21 protein-coding genes are annotated in these 21,384 nt (G+C 40.0%); 12 read left to right on the forward strand and 9 right to left on the reverse strand.

Annotation, left to right across the window (positions count from 1 at the left end):
• The first annotated feature begins 65 nt into the window (after nucleotides 1–65).
• A complete protein-coding gene (locus tag BEGALDRAFT_RS11640) occupies nucleotides 66–1,553 on the forward strand; it encodes a DNA-methyltransferase (protein WP_002690198.1) in 1,488 nt (495 codons plus the stop codon).
• Nucleotides 1,554–1,626: 73 nt separating this feature from the next.
• Here the strand turns inward: BEGALDRAFT_RS11640 and BEGALDRAFT_RS11645 are convergent, their stop codons facing one another.
• From BEGALDRAFT_RS11645 to BEGALDRAFT_RS11655, 3 genes are read right to left on the reverse strand one after another with little or no spacing between them, the layout of a single operon-like run.
• Nucleotides 1,627–2,322, reverse strand: coding sequence for a site-2 protease family protein (locus BEGALDRAFT_RS11645; protein WP_002690200.1), 696 nt, complete (start codon nucleotides 2,320–2,322; stop codon nucleotides 1,627–1,629).
• A gap of 5 nt (nucleotides 2,323–2,327) precedes the next feature.
• Nucleotides 2,328–2,978 (reverse strand): L-threonylcarbamoyladenylate synthase, encoded by a 651-nt coding sequence (locus BEGALDRAFT_RS11650; protein WP_002690202.1) that lies wholly within the window; start codon nucleotides 2,976–2,978, stop codon nucleotides 2,328–2,330.
• On the reverse strand, nucleotides 2,975–4,000 hold the full coding sequence (locus BEGALDRAFT_RS11655) for a lysozyme inhibitor LprI family protein (protein ID WP_002690204.1): 1,026 nt from the start codon (nucleotides 3,998–4,000) through the stop codon (nucleotides 2,975–2,977). Before BEGALDRAFT_RS11655 ends, BEGALDRAFT_RS11650 begins: the two co-directional genes overlap by 4 nt.
• A 362-nt stretch (nucleotides 4,001–4,362) precedes the next feature.
• Here BEGALDRAFT_RS11655 and BEGALDRAFT_RS11665 point away from each other — a divergent pair, with 362 nt between their 5' ends.
• The 8 genes from BEGALDRAFT_RS11665 (at nucleotide 4,363) to BEGALDRAFT_RS11700 (ending at nucleotide 12,706) form a co-directional block, all read left to right on the forward strand.
• Nucleotides 4,363–6,114 (forward strand): ShlB/FhaC/HecB family hemolysin secretion/activation protein, encoded by a 1,752-nt coding sequence (locus BEGALDRAFT_RS11665; RefSeq protein ID WP_002690206.1) that lies wholly within the window; start codon nucleotides 4,363–4,365, stop codon nucleotides 6,112–6,114.
• A 516-nt stretch (nucleotides 6,115–6,630) separates the two neighbouring features.
• Nucleotides 6,631–7,125, forward strand: coding sequence for a ferredoxin-type protein NapF (gene napF / locus BEGALDRAFT_RS11670; protein WP_002690208.1), 495 nt, complete (start codon nucleotides 6,631–6,633; stop codon nucleotides 7,123–7,125).
• Nucleotides 7,126–7,149: 24 nt separating this feature from the next.
• Complete coding sequence (locus BEGALDRAFT_RS11675) at nucleotides 7,150–7,404, forward strand: chaperone NapD (RefSeq protein WP_002690210.1); 255 nt, start codon at nucleotides 7,150–7,152, stop codon at nucleotides 7,402–7,404.
• A complete protein-coding gene (napA, locus tag BEGALDRAFT_RS11680; protein ID WP_002690211.1) occupies nucleotides 7,401–9,905 on the forward strand; it encodes a nitrate reductase catalytic subunit NapA in 2,505 nt (834 codons plus the stop codon). Before BEGALDRAFT_RS11675 ends, napA begins: the two co-directional genes overlap by 4 nt.
• A gap of 25 nt (nucleotides 9,906–9,930) precedes the next feature.
• A complete protein-coding gene (gene napG, locus BEGALDRAFT_RS11685; RefSeq protein ID WP_002690212.1) occupies nucleotides 9,931–10,674 on the forward strand; it encodes a ferredoxin-type protein NapG in 744 nt (247 codons plus the stop codon).
• Complete coding sequence (gene napH, locus BEGALDRAFT_RS11690; protein ID WP_002690213.1) at nucleotides 10,671–11,579, forward strand: quinol dehydrogenase ferredoxin subunit NapH; 909 nt, start codon at nucleotides 10,671–10,673, stop codon at nucleotides 11,577–11,579. Before napG ends, napH begins: the two co-directional genes overlap by 4 nt.
• Nucleotides 11,580–11,591: 12 nt before the next feature.
• Nucleotides 11,592–12,032: a nitrate reductase cytochrome c-type subunit gene (locus BEGALDRAFT_RS11695; RefSeq protein WP_002690214.1), complete on the forward strand. Its 441-nt coding sequence runs from the start codon at nucleotides 11,592–11,594 to the stop codon at nucleotides 12,030–12,032.
• 23 nt (nucleotides 12,033–12,055) lie between these two features.
• Entirely contained in the window at nucleotides 12,056–12,706 is a 651-nt protein-coding gene (locus BEGALDRAFT_RS11700; protein ID WP_002690215.1) for a NapC/NirT family cytochrome c, read from the forward strand.
• A 337-nt stretch (nucleotides 12,707–13,043) separates the two neighbouring features.
• On the opposite strand, the gene bfr is transcribed toward BEGALDRAFT_RS11700, so the two are convergent.
• Nucleotides 13,044–13,526: a bacterioferritin gene (gene bfr / locus BEGALDRAFT_RS11705; RefSeq protein ID WP_002690222.1), complete on the reverse strand. Its 483-nt coding sequence runs from the start codon at nucleotides 13,524–13,526 to the stop codon at nucleotides 13,044–13,046.
• 145 nt (nucleotides 13,527–13,671) lie between these two features.
• On the opposite strand from bfr, the gene BEGALDRAFT_RS11710 reads away from it, so the two are divergent.
• Nucleotides 13,672–14,163 (forward strand): GIY-YIG nuclease family protein, encoded by a 492-nt coding sequence (locus BEGALDRAFT_RS11710; RefSeq protein WP_002690223.1) that lies wholly within the window; start codon nucleotides 13,672–13,674, stop codon nucleotides 14,161–14,163.
• 170 nt (nucleotides 14,164–14,333) lie between these two features.
• Here BEGALDRAFT_RS11710 and BEGALDRAFT_RS11715 read toward each other — a convergent pair whose 3' ends face one another.
• A complete protein-coding gene (locus tag BEGALDRAFT_RS11715; protein WP_002690230.1) occupies nucleotides 14,334–15,470 on the reverse strand; it encodes a sensor histidine kinase in 1,137 nt (378 codons plus the stop codon).
• Nucleotides 15,471–15,681: 211 nt separating this feature from the next.
• Here BEGALDRAFT_RS11715 and BEGALDRAFT_RS11720 point away from each other — a divergent pair, with 211 nt between their 5' ends.
• Nucleotides 15,682–17,670 (forward strand): vWA domain-containing protein, encoded by a 1,989-nt coding sequence (locus BEGALDRAFT_RS11720; RefSeq protein ID WP_002690231.1) that lies wholly within the window; start codon nucleotides 15,682–15,684, stop codon nucleotides 17,668–17,670.
• A 78-nt stretch (nucleotides 17,671–17,748) separates the two neighbouring features.
• Here BEGALDRAFT_RS11720 and BEGALDRAFT_RS11725 read toward each other — a convergent pair whose 3' ends face one another.
• Both BEGALDRAFT_RS11725 and BEGALDRAFT_RS18325 read right to left on the reverse strand, forming a co-directional pair.
• Complete coding sequence (locus tag BEGALDRAFT_RS11725) at nucleotides 17,749–18,210, reverse strand: PIN domain-containing protein (protein ID WP_002690232.1); 462 nt, start codon at nucleotides 18,208–18,210, stop codon at nucleotides 17,749–17,751.
• Complete coding sequence (locus tag BEGALDRAFT_RS18325; protein ID WP_002690233.1) at nucleotides 18,203–18,541, reverse strand: hypothetical protein; 339 nt, start codon at nucleotides 18,539–18,541, stop codon at nucleotides 18,203–18,205. Before BEGALDRAFT_RS18325 ends, BEGALDRAFT_RS11725 begins: the two co-directional genes overlap by 8 nt.
• Nucleotides 18,542–19,085: 544 nt before the next feature.
• Here BEGALDRAFT_RS18325 and BEGALDRAFT_RS11735 point away from each other — a divergent pair.
• Nucleotides 19,086–19,820, forward strand: coding sequence for a tetratricopeptide repeat protein (locus BEGALDRAFT_RS11735; protein WP_002690234.1), 735 nt, complete (start codon nucleotides 19,086–19,088; stop codon nucleotides 19,818–19,820).
• 363 nt (nucleotides 19,821–20,183) lie between these two features.
• Here the strand turns inward: BEGALDRAFT_RS11735 and BEGALDRAFT_RS11740 are convergent, their stop codons facing one another.
• Together BEGALDRAFT_RS11740 and BEGALDRAFT_RS11745 are read right to left on the reverse strand one after the other, a co-directional pair.
• Nucleotides 20,184–20,396: a hypothetical protein gene (locus tag BEGALDRAFT_RS11740; protein WP_002690235.1), complete on the reverse strand. Its 213-nt coding sequence runs from the start codon at nucleotides 20,394–20,396 to the stop codon at nucleotides 20,184–20,186.
• 98 nt (nucleotides 20,397–20,494) lie between these two features.
• Nucleotides 20,495–21,337, reverse strand: coding sequence for a symmetrical bis(5'-nucleosyl)-tetraphosphatase (locus BEGALDRAFT_RS11745; protein WP_002690236.1), 843 nt, complete (start codon nucleotides 21,335–21,337; stop codon nucleotides 20,495–20,497).
• Between the last annotated feature and the right edge of the window lie 47 nt (nucleotides 21,338–21,384).

Genomic DNA, 21,384 nt, shown 5'->3' on the forward strand with positions numbered 1-21,384 from the left:
CAGTGTTATCCGTTTTTGTTTTAATTGGGATTTTCAGGGTGAATTATCCATGAGGTTTTTTATCAATGAAAAATCAAATTTATTACGGTGATAATTTACATGTTTTAAGATGTTACATCAAAGATGAAACGGTGGACTTGTGCTATATTGACCCGCCTTTTAATTCAAAACGTAATTATAATCAAATCTATAACAACATTGGCAAAGAAGACGCAGCGCAAGCATTTATTGATACTTGGACGTGGGACGATAACGCGAATATCGGGCTGGCTGAAATTCAAAGCAATTACAACGGCGTTTTTACTGAGCAAAGTATTGATTTAATAGCAGGGCTTGAAAAGGTTCTGAAAAAAGGCGCGTTGCTGGCGTATTTGGTGAGCATGACGCTACGAATTGCTGAGATTCACCGCGTATTAAAACCGACAGGTAGCTTTTATCTTCATTGTGACCCGACAGCCAGTCATTATTTGAAATTGGTATTAGATGCTATTTTTTGTTCAAGAGGAGGGGATTTTAAAAATGAAATTATTTGGTGTTATTCAATTGGTGGAAAAAATAAAAGACATTTTGGACGAAAACATGATGTCATTTTCTTTTATACAAAAAGTAAAAATGATACTCACATTTTCAATGAAATAGGCGCATCAATTCCAAGAAAACTTAATACGCACATGAAAGTTGGAAAAGATGAAGATGGTCGAGAATATCAGGAGAAAGTCGACAAAAAGAGCGGTAAAGTTTACCGTTATTACATAGATGAAGGAAAAATAGCAGAAGATTATTGGATAGATATTGAATCACTTAATCGTGAAGCAAAAGAACGTCTAGGTTATCCCACCCAAAAACCAGAAGCCTTGTTAGAACGGATTATTAAAGCCAGTTCAAACGAAGGCGACATTATCCTAGATGCTTATTGTGGCTGTGGCACAACGATAGCCGTCGCGCAAAAACTTAAACGGCAGTGGATTGGCATTGATATTACTTATCAAAGCATTTCATTGATTCTAAAACGTTTAGAAGACCAAGACACAGGCGCATTAGAAAATCTGGTTATTTCAGGCGTGCCTAAAGATGTTGAAAGTGCTGTTGCACTCGCCAATAAAAAAGACGACCGCACCCGCAAAGAATTTGAAAAATGGTTTGTACTCACCTACTCGAAAAACCGCGCTATCATTAACGAGAAAAAAGGCGGTGATGGTGGCATTGACGGCGTTGCTTACATTCCTGAAAGCACTACAGAAAACAGCAAAGCCCTGTTTAGTGTAAAATCCAACGAAAAACTTTCACCTACAGTGATTCGCGATTTATTCGGCACAGTAGAACGAGAAAAAGCGGCTTGCGGTATTTTATTAACGCTGTACCCAATGCCTAACTTAGTGAAAGAAAGCAAAAAATATGGCATTTATCGCAACGGTTTTACAGGACAAGAATATCCAAAAATCCAAGTTATTTGTGCGCAAGAAATGTTCGACGGGCAATTTATGGAATTACCGAACGTACATCAAGTATTAAAAAAAGCAGAACAACATGCAGAACAACCTGACTTATTGTAATAACCCAAATTTAGCGAAATTTTATGAATAGTACATAGACCTACTAGGTTTTTAAAACCTAGCAGGTCTTTTTTTATCCGTGTTGTAACAAAATCTGCAACAACATAAACATTTCACTGGGAATGCCTGTTAAATACGCAAATTGGATATATACAAAAATCACTGCAGGAAATAACACGTAGTTTAAAACCCCAATAAAAAACAAGGCTAATAGAATAATTAAGCCGAAAGGTTCTAAACGTCCGAAGGGAATTGCCACACGTAATGGCAATAAACTGTGTAAAACTCGCCCGCCATCTAATGGCAATATCGGAATTAAATTGAGCAATGCGAGAACAATATTGATAAAAACTCCCGCTCCACCGACATAAAATAAAAACAAGGTGTAAGGCACATTATCCGCTAAAACCCAGCCTATTTTTGCAATCATTGCCCAAAATAATGCCATGAGTAAATTAGAAACAGGTCCCGCAATGGCGACCAGTGCCATATCTCTACGCGGATTGTGCAGTTGATGCCAATTCACAGGCACAGGCTTTGCCCAGCCAAACATAAAACCACTGAGTAGTAACATCACGATTGGCAGAATAATTGTACCAACGATATCAATATGTTTAATTGGGTTTAGCGTGACCCGTCCTAAGCGTTGAGCAGTGTTATCACCTAAACGGTAGGCTGTCCAACCATGTGCCGCTTCATGTACGGTAATGGCAAATAAAATCGGAACAAGCCAGATAGAAATTTGTTGTAGCGTGGTTAATGGTGTCATTCGTTTTATCGGGAATAGTTGTCGATACTGTCATCTGTATCGAACATGGCAACAGACCCTTTACCACGCCGTAAAATAGCGGGTGGGTCTTCAATTAAATCGATAATGGTCGTCGGTTCAAACCCACAATTGCCACCATCTACAATTAAATCAACTTGCTTATCCAAGCGTTGTAAAATTTCGTCGGGGTCAGTCTCGGGCATTTCTGCGTTAGGCAATATCAGCGTCGCGCTCATAATCGGCTCGCCTAAGGCTTCTAAAATGGCTAGACAGATTTTATTATCAGGCACACGCAAGCCTATCGTTTTACGCTTAGGATGTTGTAAACGGCGCGGGACTTCGTGCGTTGCTTTTAATAAAAACGTGTATGCCCCTGGTGTGAGCGATTTCATCAAACGAAACGCACTATTTTCTACTTTTGCATAAGTCGCAATTTCGGATAAATCCCGACAAACAAGGGTAAAATTATGGTCTTTATCGGCATCACGAATGCGCCGAATCCGTTCCATTGCGTCCTTATCGCCAATGTGACAGCCTAAGGCGTAACAGGAATCTGTTGGATAGACAATAACGCCCCCGTTTCGAATAACGGTTGCCACTTGACTCACTAATCGCGCTTGTGGGTTTTGCGGATGAATACTTAGAAATAAACTCATTGCTGATTTAATTCCATAATAAGAGCTTGTAATTCATTGACACGGCTTTCTGTTAAATCTTTTTTCGCGGCTAACATGGCAATATCTTCCTCAGCAATGCCTTTATACGCGCCTGTGACAATTAAAAGTTTTGCATTGGTATCTCGATAGACGAGCCATGCACGCTGTGCTTCTTTTAAACGAGTTTGCTTATCCGCACCCAATTGGTCATATAACTGCTGATAAGTTGTATTCAATGCTTTATCGGCTTCAGTATATTCATACTCCGCACAGGAAAGCCGTTGACTGGGTGTTTGTGCCTGCATACACTCGTCATGTCTTAAAAATCCCGCATCATATGTCGTTAACAGCTTTTGTAAATTCTGGAAAAAAGGCTTGTGTGTGTCATCGATATGACGACGAAGCCAGAACAAGACCGCCCCTTTAATCACATTGCCATCATAAGAACTATCTGTATTTAAAGAAGCAAAATCATAATATTGTTCTGCGTAGTTATCAGGCACTGTTTTGCTGTTTAACAAGGCTTGATAATTGGCTTTTTCTTGTTGCAAAAACTCAGGCTGTGCCTCTAAGGCTTTATAAACAACATAGTAAGTTCGTGCTAAAGTTGTGACATAGTTATCATACATCGCTTGCAAATGGGTTTGAGCCATTTTGTCATCCGTGTTAATAATCAACGTATCACCGAGCCATTTAACAAACTCAGGGTCGTAATAGCCGAAACTCTCTTTATCGTGCAGATTAAGCACTCCATTTGCGTGCGGCCCTTGACGGTAAATATTTTTACCATACAACTTTTGCAAATCTTCGTAACTTAAAAAGGTTTTAGCACGACAATAAAAGCTTAAAATGCCCCCATTTGGGAAGTAATCGAAGACTTCGGGGCATTGATTCGTCGTTTTATCTAAATTGCGCCATACATTTTTAATAACAATGTCACCCTCTGCTGCAAACGTGGAAACACTGAATAAACTCAACGCATAAACACCATAACGGAGAGCAGATAAAAAATTTGTTTTCATGCGAGAAATCCTAATAATTGCTTATATTAACGATAATTCCATGTCATTACAGGTAAAAACTGTATTTCAATGTATCATATTGTCTATTTGCTAGGTGAAGCGGTGAAATACTTTAATAAATAAGGCTTCTTTTTTGCACAACAATAGCCAGTATTGCTTAGTTTTATAAAAATCTGGGTTGTTGCTGCTATCACTTGTAAAATAAAGTCGTTCGCTTTTAAACCCTGTTTTTTTACTTGTTTCCATTCACTGAATAACAATAAAACGAGAAACAATTAAGAAATCACCTGACTGTTGATTGAAACTGATTTTTAACCGTTTTCATTGTCACCGTACCGCCATTTTAAGCCATGAGAAATGTCATGAATGCCTTTTTTCGGTCATGTTGGTTACTTACTACAACCCTAAATCTTGTTGGGGTCTGTCTGCCTGTATATGCAATTCAGCCCGAAAGCGCGTTAAATGCGCCAGAACGGCGTGAGCTTCCCGAATTTTCTGCCCCTGAAATCAGTAATGAACCAATAAAACCCGTTTTACCGCCTTTACCCGCTTTACCACCGATTACTGACGACGCGCCCTTGTCTGCTGTTCCCCAAGTGTTTGTGAAAAAATTTGTGTTTGTGGGCAATACTGTTTTTAGTGAAGAAACCTTATCCAAAGTGGTCGAAGCCTATCAGAATCGCAAAATCAGCGCGGAAGAGTTGCAAGAAGCAAAAAATGAGGTGACTCGATACTATATCGAAAAGGGTTATATCAACTCTGGAGCTATCATTCCCGACCAACCCGTTAAAGAGGGAATTATCACCTTACAAGTGATTGAAGGACAATTAAGCCAAGTAGTAATTAATGGAAACGACTACACAAATGAAAATTACCTACGCCAACGGCTAGAAAACCAAGTCGGCGATGTGTTGAATATTAATGAATTACAAAAAAAATTACAGTTATTACAACAAAATCCATTAATTAAGCGGGTTAATGCCGAATTAGGGCCTGGTGTGCGTTTAGGCGAAGGCGTGTTAACCGTCAATGTTGAGGAAAACCGTCCTTATACTTTTGGATTGATTTTTAATAACCACCGTTCCCCAAGCATAGGCTCATATCGGGGGGAGTTAGAAGCACAACATATTAATTTAACAGGACGTGGAGACCAGTTTTATGCCCGTTATGGCTTAACTGAAGGCTTAGACGACTGGGCAATGAGTTATAAAATCCCTTTAAATCGTTATGATACGAGCTTAAGCGTCAATATTGAACGCAGTGATTCCCAAGTTATTGAAGAGCCTTTTTCACAGCTAAATGTTAAAAGCGAAGCAGATACTTACAGCCTCACCTTAAGCCATCCTTTTTACCGTGTTGCTAATCAAGAATTTACTTTAGGCTTACGCTTAGAAAAACGCAGTAGTCAAACCTATCTGCTGGACCAAAGATTTTCCTTCTCACCGGGTGTACACGATGGCGAGAGTAAAATTACTGTTGTGCGCTTTTCTCAAGATTGGTTAGACCGTAGTCGCGTCCACGTCATTGCCGCACGCTCTAGCTTTAATGTGGGGATTGATGCACTCGATGCGACGATTAATGAGGACGGTTCACCCGATGGCAAATTTTTTACGTGGTTGGGTCAATTTCAATATGTGCGCCGTTTAGATTTCTTTGATACAACGATGTTAAAAGACAGTCAAATTTTATTCCGTAGTGATTTGCAATATGCACATCAAGAACTACTGCCTTTAGAAAAATTCTCGATTGGTGGTGCGTCAACCGTGCGTGGTTATCGTGAAAATCAATTAACCCGTGATAATGGCTTTATTGCCTCCATAGAATGGCGTTTACCGTTGACGAGTTTACGAATTCCTAAAATTAGTCGAGAACCTGATGATGGCTTAATCCAACTTGCGCCTTTCTTTGATTATGGTCGTTCTTGGAATTCTGGCAGTACTGCTACGCCTGAACCGAAAGATATTTCTAGTATTGGTTTAGGCTTACGTTGGGCACCCAGTCAAAAAGTGCGGGCAGAAGTGTATTGGGGTCATGCGTTACGCAATATAGACGGCGGGGACGAGTATGATTTACAAGATGATGGCGTACATTTTGAATTGAGTATGCATTATTAACCCCCCTTATTTTTCAGGATTCACCAGACAGACAAGATTAAAACATTGTCTGAATCAGGATTTTCAGAATTCACAGAATTAGCAGAATTTAAAACCCTTAAACCAAAAATTTAAGGTGAATCATGCTTTTTAATTCTGCTAATTCTGAAAATTCTGTGAATTCTGATTCAGACAAGCCATTGTCTTTTTTATAAAAACGTGCTTAAAAACCTCGCAAAACTACAGATTGCTTAAACCTCACTATAGTAAACGTACCATAAAGTGATTTAAATCTAGGACTGGCAGTCCTTCGCATCGTTTTATAGTGCGTTTACTATAAATCCTTCTCAACCGCTTTTTAAAAAATTTGTGATTAAAAGAGATTTAGCACTATAATTGTGCGTAGTGCTTTATTTAATAGTGCAAAGATATGCTATATCAATTTAAATCTTAGATTTAAAATTAATAGCAAGGTGAAAAAACCTAGTTTATGTAGGTTATTTTTAATTTTAATGCACACTTTTAGTACAAATAAATATGCATTCTCCTTCTCGTCGAGCTTTTTTACGCGGTAATCCTGCTAAAACAGTGATATTGCGTCCTCCTTGGGCAGTCGCGAACTTCCTTGAGCGTTGTAGTCGTTGTAGTCGTTGTATAACCGCTTGCCCAGAACACATTTTACAGACGGGCGACTTCAATTTTCCGCAAGTAAATTTTCAACAAGGTGCTTGTACCTTTTGCCAAGCCTGTGTGCAAGCATGTCCTGATAATGCACTAATTTTACAAGAAAAAATATCCGCATGGACTTATCGCGCCCTGATTCATCAACACTGTTTAGCCTTTCATGGGGTGGAATGTCGAAGCTGTGGAGAATTTTGTGATAGTCGTGCGATTGTCTTTCGTTTACGAGTAGGAGGCGTTGCACAACCACAATTAAATCTCGATTTATGTACGGGCTGTGGTGCGTGCTATGCGCCTTGTCCTATAAATGCAATAGAAATTAGACCCTTATCAACAGTATCCCTACCATAATAAACGTATAAGGATGAAGATTTAATGAATATTGCTGGCGTAATTGTTCATGCAAGTCCCCGTTATAAAACGCAGGTTCGTGAAAGTTTACAGACTCTGCAAGGGGTAGAAGTACATTTTGAAACACCTGACGGACGGTTTATTGTCACGATTGAGGAAGAAGAACAAGCAATTGTGGCTGATACGATAATGAATTTACATAAATTAGATGGGGTGTTGTCTGCCGCAATGGTTTATCAACACAGTGAGCCAGATGAGGAAGTGGAGAACGAAAAATGACATTATCACGACGCGACTTTATTAAAAATAATGCAATTGTTGCAACCGCCGCAGTTGCAGGGATTAGCCTACCAAATGTAGCGAGTAGTGCGACAACTGAAAAAATTCGTTGGGATAAAGCCCCTTGTCGTTTTTGTGGGACAGGGTGCAGTGTGTTAGTTGGAACGCAAGAAGGGCGTGTCGTTGCAACGCAAGGCGACCCCGATGCCCCTGTTAATCGCGGTTTAAACTGTGTAAAAGGTTATTTTTTATCAAAAATCATGTATGGCAAAGACCGTTTAAAACAGCCGATGTTACGGATGAAAAACGGTAAATTTGATAAAGACGGTGAATTTACCCCTGTTTCATGGGATCAGGCTTTCGATATCATGGCGGAAAAGTGGAAAGCCGCGTTAAAAGATAAAGGCCCTAGTGCGGTTGGAATGTTTGGCTCGGGACAATGGACGATTTGGGAAGGGTATGCCGCATCTAAATTGTTTAAAGCGGGTTTTCGTTCTAACAATATAGATCCGAATGCCCGTCATTGTATGGCTTCTGCGGTTGCTGGGTTTATGCGCACCTTCGGTGCAGATGAACCGATGGGCTGTTATGACGATTTAGAAAAAGCTGATGCATTTGTGCTGTGGGGGTCTAACATGGCGGAAATGCACCCTATTTTATGGTCGCGTCTTACTGATCGTCGTTTGTCACAACCCCATGTACAAGTGGCGGTTTTATCAACTTTTGAGCATCGGAGCTTTGAGCTTGCTGATCTTGGTATCGTCTTTAATCCACAAACTGATTTAGCCATTTTAAATTACATTGCCAATTACATTATTCAAAATGGCTTTGTTAATGAGGATTTTGTTAAGAAGCATACAACCTTTAAAAAAGGCAATGCTGATATTGGTTATGGGTTACGTCCTGAACATCCTTTAGAAGTCGCCGCGAAAAATGCGAAAGAGGTTGAAGGCGCAGAAGATATTGACTTTGAAGCATTTAAGGCTTTTGTCAGTGAATATACAGCGGAAAAAGTGAGTAAAATTTCTGGTGTTTCTGTCGATAAATTAGTGGCTTTGGCTAAGTTATACGCTGACCCTAAAATCAAAGTTGTTTCATTTTGGACGATGGGATTTAACCAACACACCCGTGGTACGTGGGCGAATCAGTTATGTTACAACGTCCATTTGTTAACGGGCAAAATTTCTGAACCTGGTAATGGTCCTTTTTCCTTAACAGGACAACCTTCAGCCTGTGGCACTGCCCGCGAAGTGGGCACATTCTCACATCGTTTACCTGTCGACTTAGTCGTTACGAAACCTGAACATCGCGCTTTTGCCGAAAAAATTTGGAAATTACCCGCAGGGACGATTCCTGAAAAACCCGGTTATCACGCGGTTTTACAAAATCGGATGTTAAAAGACGGCAAATTAAATGCGTATTGGGTGATGTGTAATAACAATATGCAAGCCGCTGCTAATCTGAATGAGGAAACTTATCCAGGTTATCGTAATCCTGCTAATTTCATTGTGGTTTCTGACCCTTATCCAACAGTCACGGCATTATCCGCTGACTTAATTCTTCCTACTGCTATGTGGACGGAAAAAGAAGGGGCTTATGGTAATGCCGAGCGACGCACGCAATTCTGGCGGCAACAGGTGAATGCGCCCGCTGAGGCAAAATCAGATTTATGGCAGTTAGTCGAGTTCTCTAAACGCTTCAAAATGGAAGAGGTTTGGACTGAGGAATTATTGAACGCGATGCCTGAATATCGTGGCAAAACACTGTTCGATGTTTTATTTGCTAATGGGCAAGTCAATCAGTTTACTAAGCAAGATGTTACTGATAGCGCGGGAAATGTTTATCCGAATAGTGAAATGGCGCATTTCGGATTTTATTTGCAAAAAGGCTTATTTGAAGAATATCGCCTCTTTGGATTACAAGGGCCTAAAAAAGGTCATGAGTTAGCGGAGTTTGAGCAATATCATCAAGCTCGTGGCTTGCGTTGGCCGGTGGTAGATAATAAAGAAACCTTGTGGCGATATCGTGAAGGTTATGATCCGCATGTAGAAAAAGGGACAGAGCTACAGTTTTATGGAAATCCTGATAAGAAAGCGCGGATTTATGCCTTGCCGTATGAAGCTCCCCCTGAGACACCAGACCAAGAATTTGATTTATGGCTGGTAACGGGGCGGGTATTAGAGCATTGGCATTCAGGTTCTATGACTCGCCGTGTGCCTGAATTGCATCGTGCAGTTCCTCAAGCCTTCGTTTTTATGCACCCTGAAGATGCCACTGCACGCGGTTTACGGCGGGGTATGACGGCCAAATTACAGAGTCGGCGGGGCGAAATGTTGGCACAGGTGGAAACTAAAGGACGTAATCAACCACCGCGTGGCTTGGTCTTTGTGCCATGGTTTGATGAGTCTCGTTTAATCAATAAATTAACCTTAGATGCAACGTGTCCGATTTCGAAAGAAACAGACTATAAGAAGTGTGCTATTAAAATTCTCAAGGCTTAATTCATTTTGTAGTGGTATTCACACCATGAACGCGCAACGAGAAAGTCGCCGTCAATTTTTACTTAATACCGCAAAGACTTGTGCCAGTGTCAGCGTTATTGGGCTGGGAATTGGGTTATATAGCCAAAAATCCAGCGCATTACCTGCAACGGCATTACGTCCGCCGGCTGCATTAGCCGAAGCGGATTTTTTAGGCTCTTGTATTCGTTGCGGTTTATGTGTACGAGATTGTCCATTTAATACCTTGCAACTGGCGACCTTAGGCGAAGCTGTCGCAATAGGCACGCCTTATTTTGTCGCGCGACAAGTCCCTTGTGAAATGTGTCCCGATATCCCCTGTGTCAAAGCCTGTCCGACAGGGGCATTAAATCCTGCATTGGAGAAAATTGAACAAGCCCGTATGGGGTTAGCTGTTCTGATTGACCAAGAGAATTGTTTAAATTTTCTTGGGTTACGCTGTGATGTGTGCTATCGGGTTTGTCCATTGATTGATAAAGCCATTCGTTTAGAAACCTTACACAATCAACGCAGTGATAAACACGCGATGTTTTTACCCGTTGTACATTCTGATGCGTGTACAGGTTGCGGTAAGTGTGAGAAATCCTGTGTATTAGAAGAAGCCGCGATTAAAGTCTTACCCATCAAATTGGCAAAAGGAGAATTAGGACATCATTACCGTTTAGGTTGGGAAGAGAAGGAAAAAGCGGGACACAGTCTATTGCCCGAGGTGTTGGATTTACCTGACCGTTTACCCACGTTTAAACCATGAACACGATACCGACATCACCGCCTGAACCCCTCAAGCATTTGCCACGGACATGGTGGGCGCGTCAGCGTTGGCTATTCCTGCGACGATTGAGCCAGCTCAGTATTCTTGCTTTATTTTTTTGTGGCACATGGACAGGATTTTGGCTCGTCAAAGGGAATTTAAGCAGTAGTTTGACACTGAATTTATTGCCTTTAACTGACCCATATCTTGTTTTACAAATTTTCGCAACAGGACACATGGTCGGTATTACCGCCATGATAGGTGCATTACTGGTGTTACTGGCTTATCTCCTTGTTGGTGGGCGGGTTTATTGTGCATGGGTTTGTCCTATGAATATAGTCACCGATGTTGCCGCATGGTTACGCAACCGTTTGGAGATTAAAAACACGTTAACGCTTTCTCGATCCCTACGGTTTTGGTTATTGGGAATGACCTTTATTCTCAGTGCATTAACGGGGGCGTTAGCGTGGGAAGTGATTAATCCTGTTTCGCTATTACATCGCGGATTAATCTTCGGCATGGGGGCAGGATGGGGCGTTATTTTAGCGATTTTCCTGTTAGATACGTTCTTAATTAAACGTGGCTGGTGTGGGCATTTATGCCCTGTCGGTGCGTTCTATAGCCTGTTAGGACATATCAGCCCTGTTCGTGTTAGTGCCAACCAACGCGAGCATTGTAACAATTGCTTGCAATGTTTTACGGTTTGCCCAGAACCGCAAGTGATTACGCCCGCATTGCGGGGAGCTGCTAAAAATATCAGTCCTGTGATTCAGAGTAGTCAATGTTGTAACTGTGGACGTTGTATCGATGTGTGTAATGAACAAGTGTTCGAATTTAAGTTATTAAAACCAAAGCAAGTCATATTTTCCCCCTTTAAAAACAAATTAAAACAACATAATCCATAAAGGAGAAAGAGCATGAGGGTATTTCTATTAACTCTCTGGTTATTGAGTATTAATTCTTATGCCGTAGAAACAACGACCTCACTCTCACTGAACGATTTGGGAGGGATACAGAACATCGAGGAAAGTGTGAGCCAACCACAACTTTATAAATGGGCACCTGATAGTTCGCCATTACCAAGGGATTATGTACAACAACCGCCTTTAATTCCTCACCAAATTGAGAGTTATCAAATTACACTTAAGTTTAATAAGTGTTTGACCTGTCATAGTTTTCAAAATTCTAAACAGTCTGGCGCGACAAAAATTAGTATTACCCATTTTCGTGACCGTGACGGGGTAGAGTTGGATAATGTTGCGCCACGTCGTTACTTTTGTACGCAATGCCATGTCCCACAAACAGATGCAAAACCATTAGTAGAGAATGTGTTTAAGCCTGTTGAAGCCTTACAATAATTAATTGCTTGGGAGTCTAGCGCATGACAACGACAACGCCCTCTAAAAGTAGGTTTAAACGCCTATTAACTTGGTTACTGACCCCCATGCTGGTGCTTGGTTTTTTCAGCGGGATTATTTTCTGGGGTGGATTTAACTGGGCAATGGAAGCAACCAATAACGAACAATTTTGTATTTCTTGTCACGAGATGAAAGATAACGTTTATAAGGAGTATCAGCAAACAATTCATTATTCTAATCGTAGCGGTGTCCGTGCGACCTGCCCAGATTGTCACGTACCTAAAGATTGGACACACAAAATGATTCGTAAAATTCAAGCCAGTAATGAGGTTTATCATAAAATTCTCGGTAGTGTAGATACGCCTGAGAAATTTGAAGCCAAACGCGCCCAATTAGCGCAACATGTTTGGTCTGTGATGGAAGCAACAGATTCGCGTGAATGCCGTAATTGCCATAAATTTGAATTTATGGATTTTACTCGCCAACAACAGCGGGCAATGACCGCACACTCGACGGGGTTAACAGAGGGGAAAACCTGCATTACCTGTCATAAAGGCATTGCACACTCATTACCTAACTTAAAAGATATTGATAACAGTGCGGTGTTAGGAACGGGGACAAAACATAATGCGCCTGTAGTCACAACAACCCCATCAACGGGAACGGGACAGTAAACAACCCCAGCACGGCAAAAAAGGGCTTAAATAAAAAAACCAAGTTTGGCGATTTTTATAAAATAAAACAGAGACCTGCTAGGTTTTAAAACCCTAGCAGGTCTTTTTTTGTCTGAATCAGAATTCACAGAATTTTCAGAATTAGCAGAATTAAAAACATAATTTTTTATTCTTTTAATTTTCTTGTCTTTTTAATTCTGAAAATCCTGATTCAGACAAGCTGTTGTCTTTTTAAAAGAATCTCGCCGAACTCGCGTTATACAAGGTTCTCATCATAGACGTAAAAAAAGGCGGTTCAAAACCCGCCTTTTTTACATCTGCTCATGCTAAATGTACGTTATGAAGAACTACCTTCGCCCATCTGCTCTTGCAAGTAGTTTTGAATACCCACTTGTTCGATTAAACCGAGTTGGGTTTCTAACCAATCAATATGTTCTTCTTCGCTTTCGAGAATGTCCTCGAATAATTCGCGTGTGACATAATCCTGTTTTTCTTCACAACAGGCAATTGCTTCGACTAAATCAGGGTGAGCTTTTTGCTCCAGTTTGAGGTCGCACTCAAGCATCTCTTTGGGATTTTCCCCAATCATGAGTTTACCCAAGTCTTGCAGATTGGGCAGACCTTCTAAAAACAGAATACGTTTGATGAGTTTATCCGCGTGTTCCATCTCATCGATGGACTCTTTAAAGGTGTACTTGCCTAAGCCGTTCAACCCAAAATTTTCATACATGCGGGCATGGAGAAAATATTGATTAATTGCGGTCAGTTCGTTCTTGAGGATTTTATTGAGGTGTTCAATGATTTTCTTATCGCCTTTCATACCCTTCTCTCCTGAATTATTAGGTCAATCGTGATCCTGTCGATTCATTTGTCAATCGACCATTTTATTATATTAATATTATCTTGAAAAAAAACGGTGTTTTGTCAGTTTTCTTAAGTTTTCTATAAATTAGGTTTAAAAACAAGTGAAGGAAAATAATCCAGCCGTCATACAAACGCAAATTGGTACTTATATTTTAGTGTTACAAGCAACAAGCGCATGTCAATGTCATGTTGGAAAATTGGGGCAATGCGCCATTGCGCAGGGATATTATTTATATGTTGGTAGTGCCTTTGGTAAAGGCGGCGTTTTCGCACGGATTTCCCATCATCGCCGTTTGAGTGCACGACCGCATTGGCATATTGATTATTTACGTTTGCAACTCCCTTTAATCGCAATTTGGTATAGCCATGATACTCAACGGCGCGAACATCAATGGGCAAGTATTTTGTCTGGTTCAAAAACGATGCATATTGGGTTGCCACATTTTGGGGCTTCTGATTGTACCTGTTGCAGTCATTTATTTTTTTCTGAAACGCTGCCAAGTTTCAGCACATTTCAACAAGCCGTTATGCAAGTTTATCCAACACATGCACCCATTTGGCAATCGATAGAGTCAGAAACAGAGACCTGCTAGGTTTTCAAAATCTAGCAGGTCTTTTTTTGTCTGAATCAGAATTCACAGAATTAGCAGAATTAAAAAACGTGATTTGCATTAATTTCTTGGTTTAAGAGGTTTAAATCCTGTTAATTTTGAAAATCCTGATTCAGACAAGCTGTTGTCTTTTTAAAAGAAACTCGCCAAACTCAAGTTACCCTCGCTACCGCTTTAGGGAGGGTAAAGTAAAAACGTGAACCTTGTCCTAAAGCACTGTGAACCCCTGCATGACCTTGTAATTTATCCATAATTTGTCTAACAATTGATAAGCCTAACCCATGCCCATCAATGCGATTCTCATGCAAGCGAGTAAATGGGGTAAATAGTTTTTCTTGTGCCTCTATCGACAAACCGACTCCATTATCTTGCACCCAAAACGAAACACTATTTGCTTGTTCTTCAAAACCAATTGTTAATTCAGGCGGTGTTCCACCATATTTCAGCCCATTACTTAAATAATTTGCCCAGACTTGTTCTATCCATGGTGCGTAACCAATAACTGTTGGATAAGGAACATTAGGGAAAGATAGCTCGCCTTTATAACAGTCAATTAAATTAGCTAAATGCTTTTCTGTCACTTCCTGCAAAATCATTTGCATATCTAACGGTTTAATTTCAACTTGTTGCCGTGTTGAAACCCCTGCAAGTAGTAATAATGCATCGATAATGTCGGACATTTGCTCACCCGCATTATTGATGAGCTTTAAATAACCTAAAGATTTTTCCGTCACTATTTTAAAATCGGGCGCAGTATCATAATCGCGGACTAATCGCTCACTGAGATGTATCACCCCACTTAACGGATTTTTTAAATCATGGGCAACTGTGCGGGCGAATGCTTCAAGCTCTTGATTACGTTTTTCTAACTCATTGGTATAAGTCTGTAATTGTTTTTGCAAACGGTGCAATTTTAAATGCGTGTTAATCCGTGCAAGCACTTCCTCTTGTTGAATGGGTTTTGTAATGTAATCAGCCGCCCCCACTTCAAAGCCTTTCACTTTATTGACGGTTTCTGTCAATGCGGTCATAAATATAATAGGAATATCGCGCGTTGACTCTTGCATTTTAATAATTCGACACACTTCAAAGCCATTCATGTCAGGCATCATGACATCTAATAAAATCAAATCGGGTTTTGCATATTCTGCTTTTTGAATAGCACGCAATCCTTCTTGCGCAACTAATACTTTAAAACCTGCATCCGTTAAAAAATCGAATAACATGGCAACATTTGCAGGCACATCATCAACAATTAATAATGTCCCCTTATATTCATGACCTATCATGGCATTTATGATCCATTACAATGAAATCTAATCTTACAAAAATATAATCATCTATTGCAGTTAATCGTTGTATCTTAATTCACAACTGTTTTAATGACATTGTCTTCTTAAAAAAGACTTAGCAAAATCCTTTCCTATCCCCATTTTATCTGGATAATTTGGTTTATTAAGTTTCTTTTAACTCTTAAAAATATAGACTGCATAATACATTATGATGAATTGGACAGACTTCCATTTTTTGCGTCCTTACGCGCTCCTTACCTTTCTACCCTTTATCATCCTGCTGTATTTTTGGTTCAAGCGTCGTCAACAAAGCGGACAATGGGCGAGCGTGTGCGACCCACAACTATTGCCCTACTTAATCCTGCCTGAAACCCGTTCAGCGAATACCCATTACACCACACTATTAATTGTACTCACGGGTAGTCTTGCCATTTTCGCACTGGCAGGTCCTACGATGGAACGCTTACCACAGCCCGTATTTAGAGAACAATCAGCGTTAATCATCACCCTTGATTTATCCCGCTCTATGCTGGCAACAGATGTAAAACCCAGCCGTTTAGAACGAGCGCGTTATAAAATCGCCGACATCGTCAATCGTCGCCAAACAGGACAAACTGCACTACTCGTTTTTGCAGGTTCAGCCTTTGTCGTTACCCCACTGACAGACGATAAAGAGACAATTCTGTCGCAACTATCCGCACTCACCCCCAATATCATGCCAATCCAAGGCGGACGCACAGATTTAGCCCTCACAAAAGCCGTTGAGTTACTACAACAAGCCAGCGTAAAAACAGGGCAAGTTTTACTAATAACCGACGAAGCCGAAAGCAACCACACGCTTAACGAAATTCAAAAATTAACAAACTTGGGTTACCAATTATCTATTTTTGGTGTTGGTACACCTGAAGGCGCACCTATCCCCATTACCAAAGAAGGTTTTTTAAAAGATAATCAAGGTAATATCGTAATACCTACGCTAGATGAAGCCCACCTGATGCAGCTCACAACACAAGGCAACGGCATCTACCAACGTCTAGCAATTGACGATAGCGACACAAACGCATTGTTTGCCCTGATAGACCAAGGCTTACATCAAAAATCAAACGCTACGACGCAAGAAGCACAATTACACGTAGAACGTTGGTACGAATTAGGCACTTATCTACTTCTGCTTGCCTTGCCCTTCTCCGCGTTTGCCTTTAGACGGGGCTATTTTGTCATCATCCCCCTAACAATTGGCATACTCTCACTGCATCTATCCCCCCCCGTTTACGCAGAAGAAGCGCAAGCCAAATCCTCAATATGGCAAAACCTTTGGGCAACACCAGACCAACAAGCCAGCCAAGCCCTACAAACAGGCGATGCCAAAACCGCCGCAACTTTATTCGATAATCCTGAATGGAAAGCTGCCGCGCATTATAAAGCGGGCGAATATGAGCAAGCGTTACAGAACTTAGAAACCCTCAATACACCAACTAGTCTTTATAACAAAGGTAATACTTTGACTAAACTAGGAAAGTATGAGGAAGCACACAACGCTTATGAACAAGCCTTAGCACAAGACCCAAGCCTTGAAGATGCACGTTATAACAAAGAACAAGTTAAAAAGTTCTTAGAAGAGCAGAAGAAACAAGCCGAACAAAATAAACAAGACAAAAATCAAGCGTCCGATAAACAGGATAAGAATAACGATAAGAAAGACCCAGATAATTCGTCACAAGGTCAGCAAAACGCAGAACAACAAGGAAATAAAGAAGGGGATAACGCTCAAAATTCACCAAAAGATGCAGGACAACAAAATCAAAGCCAAGCAGAAAATGGCGAGAAAAAGCAAGATGAACCCTCCAACGATTCGGAAAGTCAACAATCGGCAACGGATGGGCAAAATACCCAATCAGATAAGCAAGCCAATGCTTCAGAACAAAAAACACTAGCTGATAAAGAAAAAGAACAACAAGCCAAAGCGCAACAGCAGGCAAGCGCAACAGATGCGCAAAGCGAGGAAAAACCCGAAACGGATAAAACGGCAAATGCCGTGAGCAGTGAAACTACTAAACCCATGAGCGAGGAACAAACCGCACAAGAACAGTGGTTAAGAAGAATTCCCGATGACCCTAGCGGATTGTTACGACGTAAATTCCGTTATCAATACAGTCAACAACAAAATTTTGACATGGGAACGGGGAAAGAGTGGTAAGACAGCGTAGGATTAAGAATCTGCTAGGTTTTGAAAATCTGGCAGGTTTGAGATTTTTTAGTGTAAAACAGTGAATTACTATAGTTTTCTCAGATGATTAAAGTTAATTGTTTGTATTTTATATTTTTGTGCATAACCATATAAACCAAAATCAACAGTAATCAGTGTTAATTCATATTGTTTTGCCAGAGAGAACAATGCAGCATCTGTAATACCTAATTTAAAATAAATTGGAAGGGTTATGAGCTGTTTAGAGGCTATTACAAGTTCATTTGATAAATCTATATATTCGGCAAGCAATTTTTTTAAGCGTATTTGTTTATCTTCATTCTGCATCCAATCTAACAAATTAGAGACTTCTGCAAGTACCTGAGGAATTGTGTAGCGATGTTTGAAGTCCTTTAATAATTGCTTGAGAATATCTGCATCGTCTGAGGTAAATTCTCGTGTTCGTTTGAATTGCTCAACCTCTCCTTGTCCTAATTCGCTAATTAAATAAACCATTAATAAATTTGTATCGAGAAGTACTCCCTTAGACATTTCGAATCCGCATAGAAAGAAATTTGCCATCAGATGAAATACGAAAAATTTTATATTCTCTTTTAACAGTTTCCTCTATCACAGAATATACAAAAGTGTCTTTTTTAATAATTTTATGTGGTGAGTCATAACCTAAAGTAATAAACCACTCATGATTATCCTCATTAAACTCAACCTCTTCTAAAGCAAGATTGTGAATAGATTCAGGTGGAAACATCATTTTTGCTTGTTGCCGAGCAATAGCAATAGCTTGCTTCACATCTATTTGCTGTGTAGTCGTGGCAATTGGTTTTACCTCTGTTTCTGTGGATTGCAAGGGCATGTTTTCCATATTAATTCGTCCTACTATGGTGATAAGTGATGATATTAAACTCAATCTTTATGGATAATACTTTAAAACTCTATCTTAAACAAGATAATAACAATATGTTTTTGTTAAAGTATTCTGTTAAGTTTAAGTAAAATCAGCAACTATATTTTTCAATTATAGAAGTAATTCCATGTTGTAAAGTAACCTGAGTTCGGCGAGTTTCTTTTAAAAAGACAACAGTTTGTCTGAATCAGAATTTTCAGAATTAACAGAATTAAAAAGACAAGAAAATTAAAAGAATAAAAAAATTATGTTTTTAATTGTTTTTAATTCTGCTAATTCTGAAAATTCTGATTCAGACAAAAAAAGACCTGCTAGGTTTTCAAAACCTAGCAGGTCTCTGTTTTATTTTATAAATCTCGCCGAACTCAGGTTAAAGTAGCAGATAAGGAATAAAACACATTAAATTTCTCTCATTGTTCCAATATACTGGATGTTATCTTGATGATGTTTACTCATTCTACAGTGAGTTTTTTCCCTTTTCTCTTATTAAGGTAGCGTTAACATGCCTGTATTGCTTTCCTTATCTTTTCTTTGCCAAGTTGTTTGTGTGATTCACGCCCATCGCACTGGAAGACGTGACTGGATTTGGATTATTTTGGTTTTTTCCTTAATTGGCTGTGGCTTTTATTTCTTTTTAGAAATGTTGCCCGAATTACGAAATAGTCGGACGGGGCGCAAAGTGGTGAAAGATATTTTAAAAACCATAGACCCAGCCATGACCTTAAAACAGCGGGCGCGTGAATTGGCTATTTCTGATAATGTGCAGAATAAATTAAATTTAGCGGATGAATGCGTTGTACAACAAGCATATGCAGAAGCTAAAGATTTGTATCAAAGCTGTTTATCTGGCATTTATAAGGATGACCCAAAGATTTTATTATCATTAGCGCAAGTTTTATTTTTTCTGGGTGAGTTTGCGCAGACTAAGCAGCAATTAGACCGATTAATTGCGGCAAATCCTGATTTTAAATCGCAGGATGGACATTTGTTATATGCGCGAACCTTGGAGCAGTTAGGCGAAACAGAGCCAGCGATTGCGGAATATAAGGTGTTAGCCAGTTATTATTCAGGTTATGAGGCTAAATGTCGTTATGCCTTATTGCTAAGTCGTTTAGGTCGTACTGAGCAATCACGGGCGATTTTTACCGAGATTTTGACACAAGCGAATAATTTGTCGAAAGGGCAGTATAAGTTACAAAGAGAGTGGATTGATATTGCAAAGGAATATGTAAAGTAACCTGAGTTCGGCGAGTTTCTTTTAAAAAGACAACAGCTTGTCTGAATCAGAATTCACAGGATTTTCAGAATTAGCAGAATTAAAAAGCATGATTCGCATTAATTTTTTGGTTTGAGGGTTTAAATCCTGCTAATCCTGAAAATCCTGATTCAGACAATGTTTTAATCTTGTCTGGTGAATCCTTTTTGCGCGTTCCGACAGACCTGCTAGGTTTTCAAAACCTAGCAGGTCTCTGTTTTGTTTTATAAAACTCGCCGAACTAGCGTTAAAGTAAGCTTATAATCCTTCGTTATTTATTGCGGGGGAAATGTAAAAAAGCATGATAGGAATGTCGCTCTATCATGCTTTTTTTATGGAAAAATTTTAGTATTTTGTCGTGGTTTGGCAGTCAGCATGTAGCGGGTTGTCTTTGCAGAATGCGAGTTTTAAATCAGGGTCTTTTGGAGCTGATTGGGTGCTCATGGGCGCAACTTGGCGATTAGAATCGCTATCTTTTAACATGTTGCTGGGTTTGCCGTCACAAGCCATGATGATAAAAGGAAAGCAGGCAATCAGTATGTATTTAATGAATTGCATCGGTTAGACTCCTTGGATTTTTTCAGGGGAACAACTTTGTTTTTAAGCGTTTCAGTGTAAAAGAAAATCTGTTGTCAATGCAAATCAAAAAAGTGAGATTAACTTAAGGGGGTAATAGCACGAGTTTGCGGACAATTTAATTTAAACAGTTGTTTGTCTTCTAAACGCATCGCGGTTAAGCAACCGCCCCATAAACAGCCTGTATCTAGGGCAAAAATATTGTCGCTAATGTATAAGCCTAGGGTTGCCCAGTGTCCAAAAATGATGCGCATGTCTTGGCTAGCACGGTTAGGGATTAAAAACCATGGTTGGTCGGGGTCGTGTGGGTCGTTGGTTTCTGGGGCATTTTTCTTTTTCATGTTTAATACGCCGTCTTTGTTGCAGTAACGCAAACGGGTAAAACAGCTTAGAATAAAGCGTAAACGGTCATAACCTTTTAATTTATCTGACCATTGATTAGGTTTATTGCCGTGTATGTGATGTAAGTATTCGCCATAGTGGGGACTACGTAGGATTTCTTCAACTTCTTGCGCACAGGCACGGGCTTGGGTTAAGTCCCATTGTGGGACTAATCCTGCATGAACGAGAGAAAAGCCTAGTTTTTCATCATGGTACATGATAGGAGAGTGGCGTAACCAGTCTAGGAGTTCGTCACGGTCAGGGGCTTGTAGAATGGGTTCTAAAGTGTCTTCCGCTTTTAGTCGGTCAGGGTGTCCATTAGCGATAAATAGTAGGTGCATGTCGTGATTACCTAAAACAGTAACCGCCTTATCTCCGAGTCCTTTTACAAAGCGTAATACTTCTAATGATTGGGGACCACGATTGACTAAATCGCCTGTAAACCAAAGTTTATCGTGCTCGGGGTTGAATTGAATGAGGGCTAATAAGGCTTGTAATTGTTGATAACACCCTTGAATATCGCCGATTGCATAAGTTGACATTTTAAACGCTGTATTCCTTAGTGAATCTGTAAACAAAAGCAGATTAC

The organism is Beggiatoa alba B18LD (assembly GCF_000245015.1).
GTDB classification, from domain to species: Bacteria; Pseudomonadota; Gammaproteobacteria; order Beggiatoales; family Beggiatoaceae; genus Beggiatoa; species Beggiatoa alba.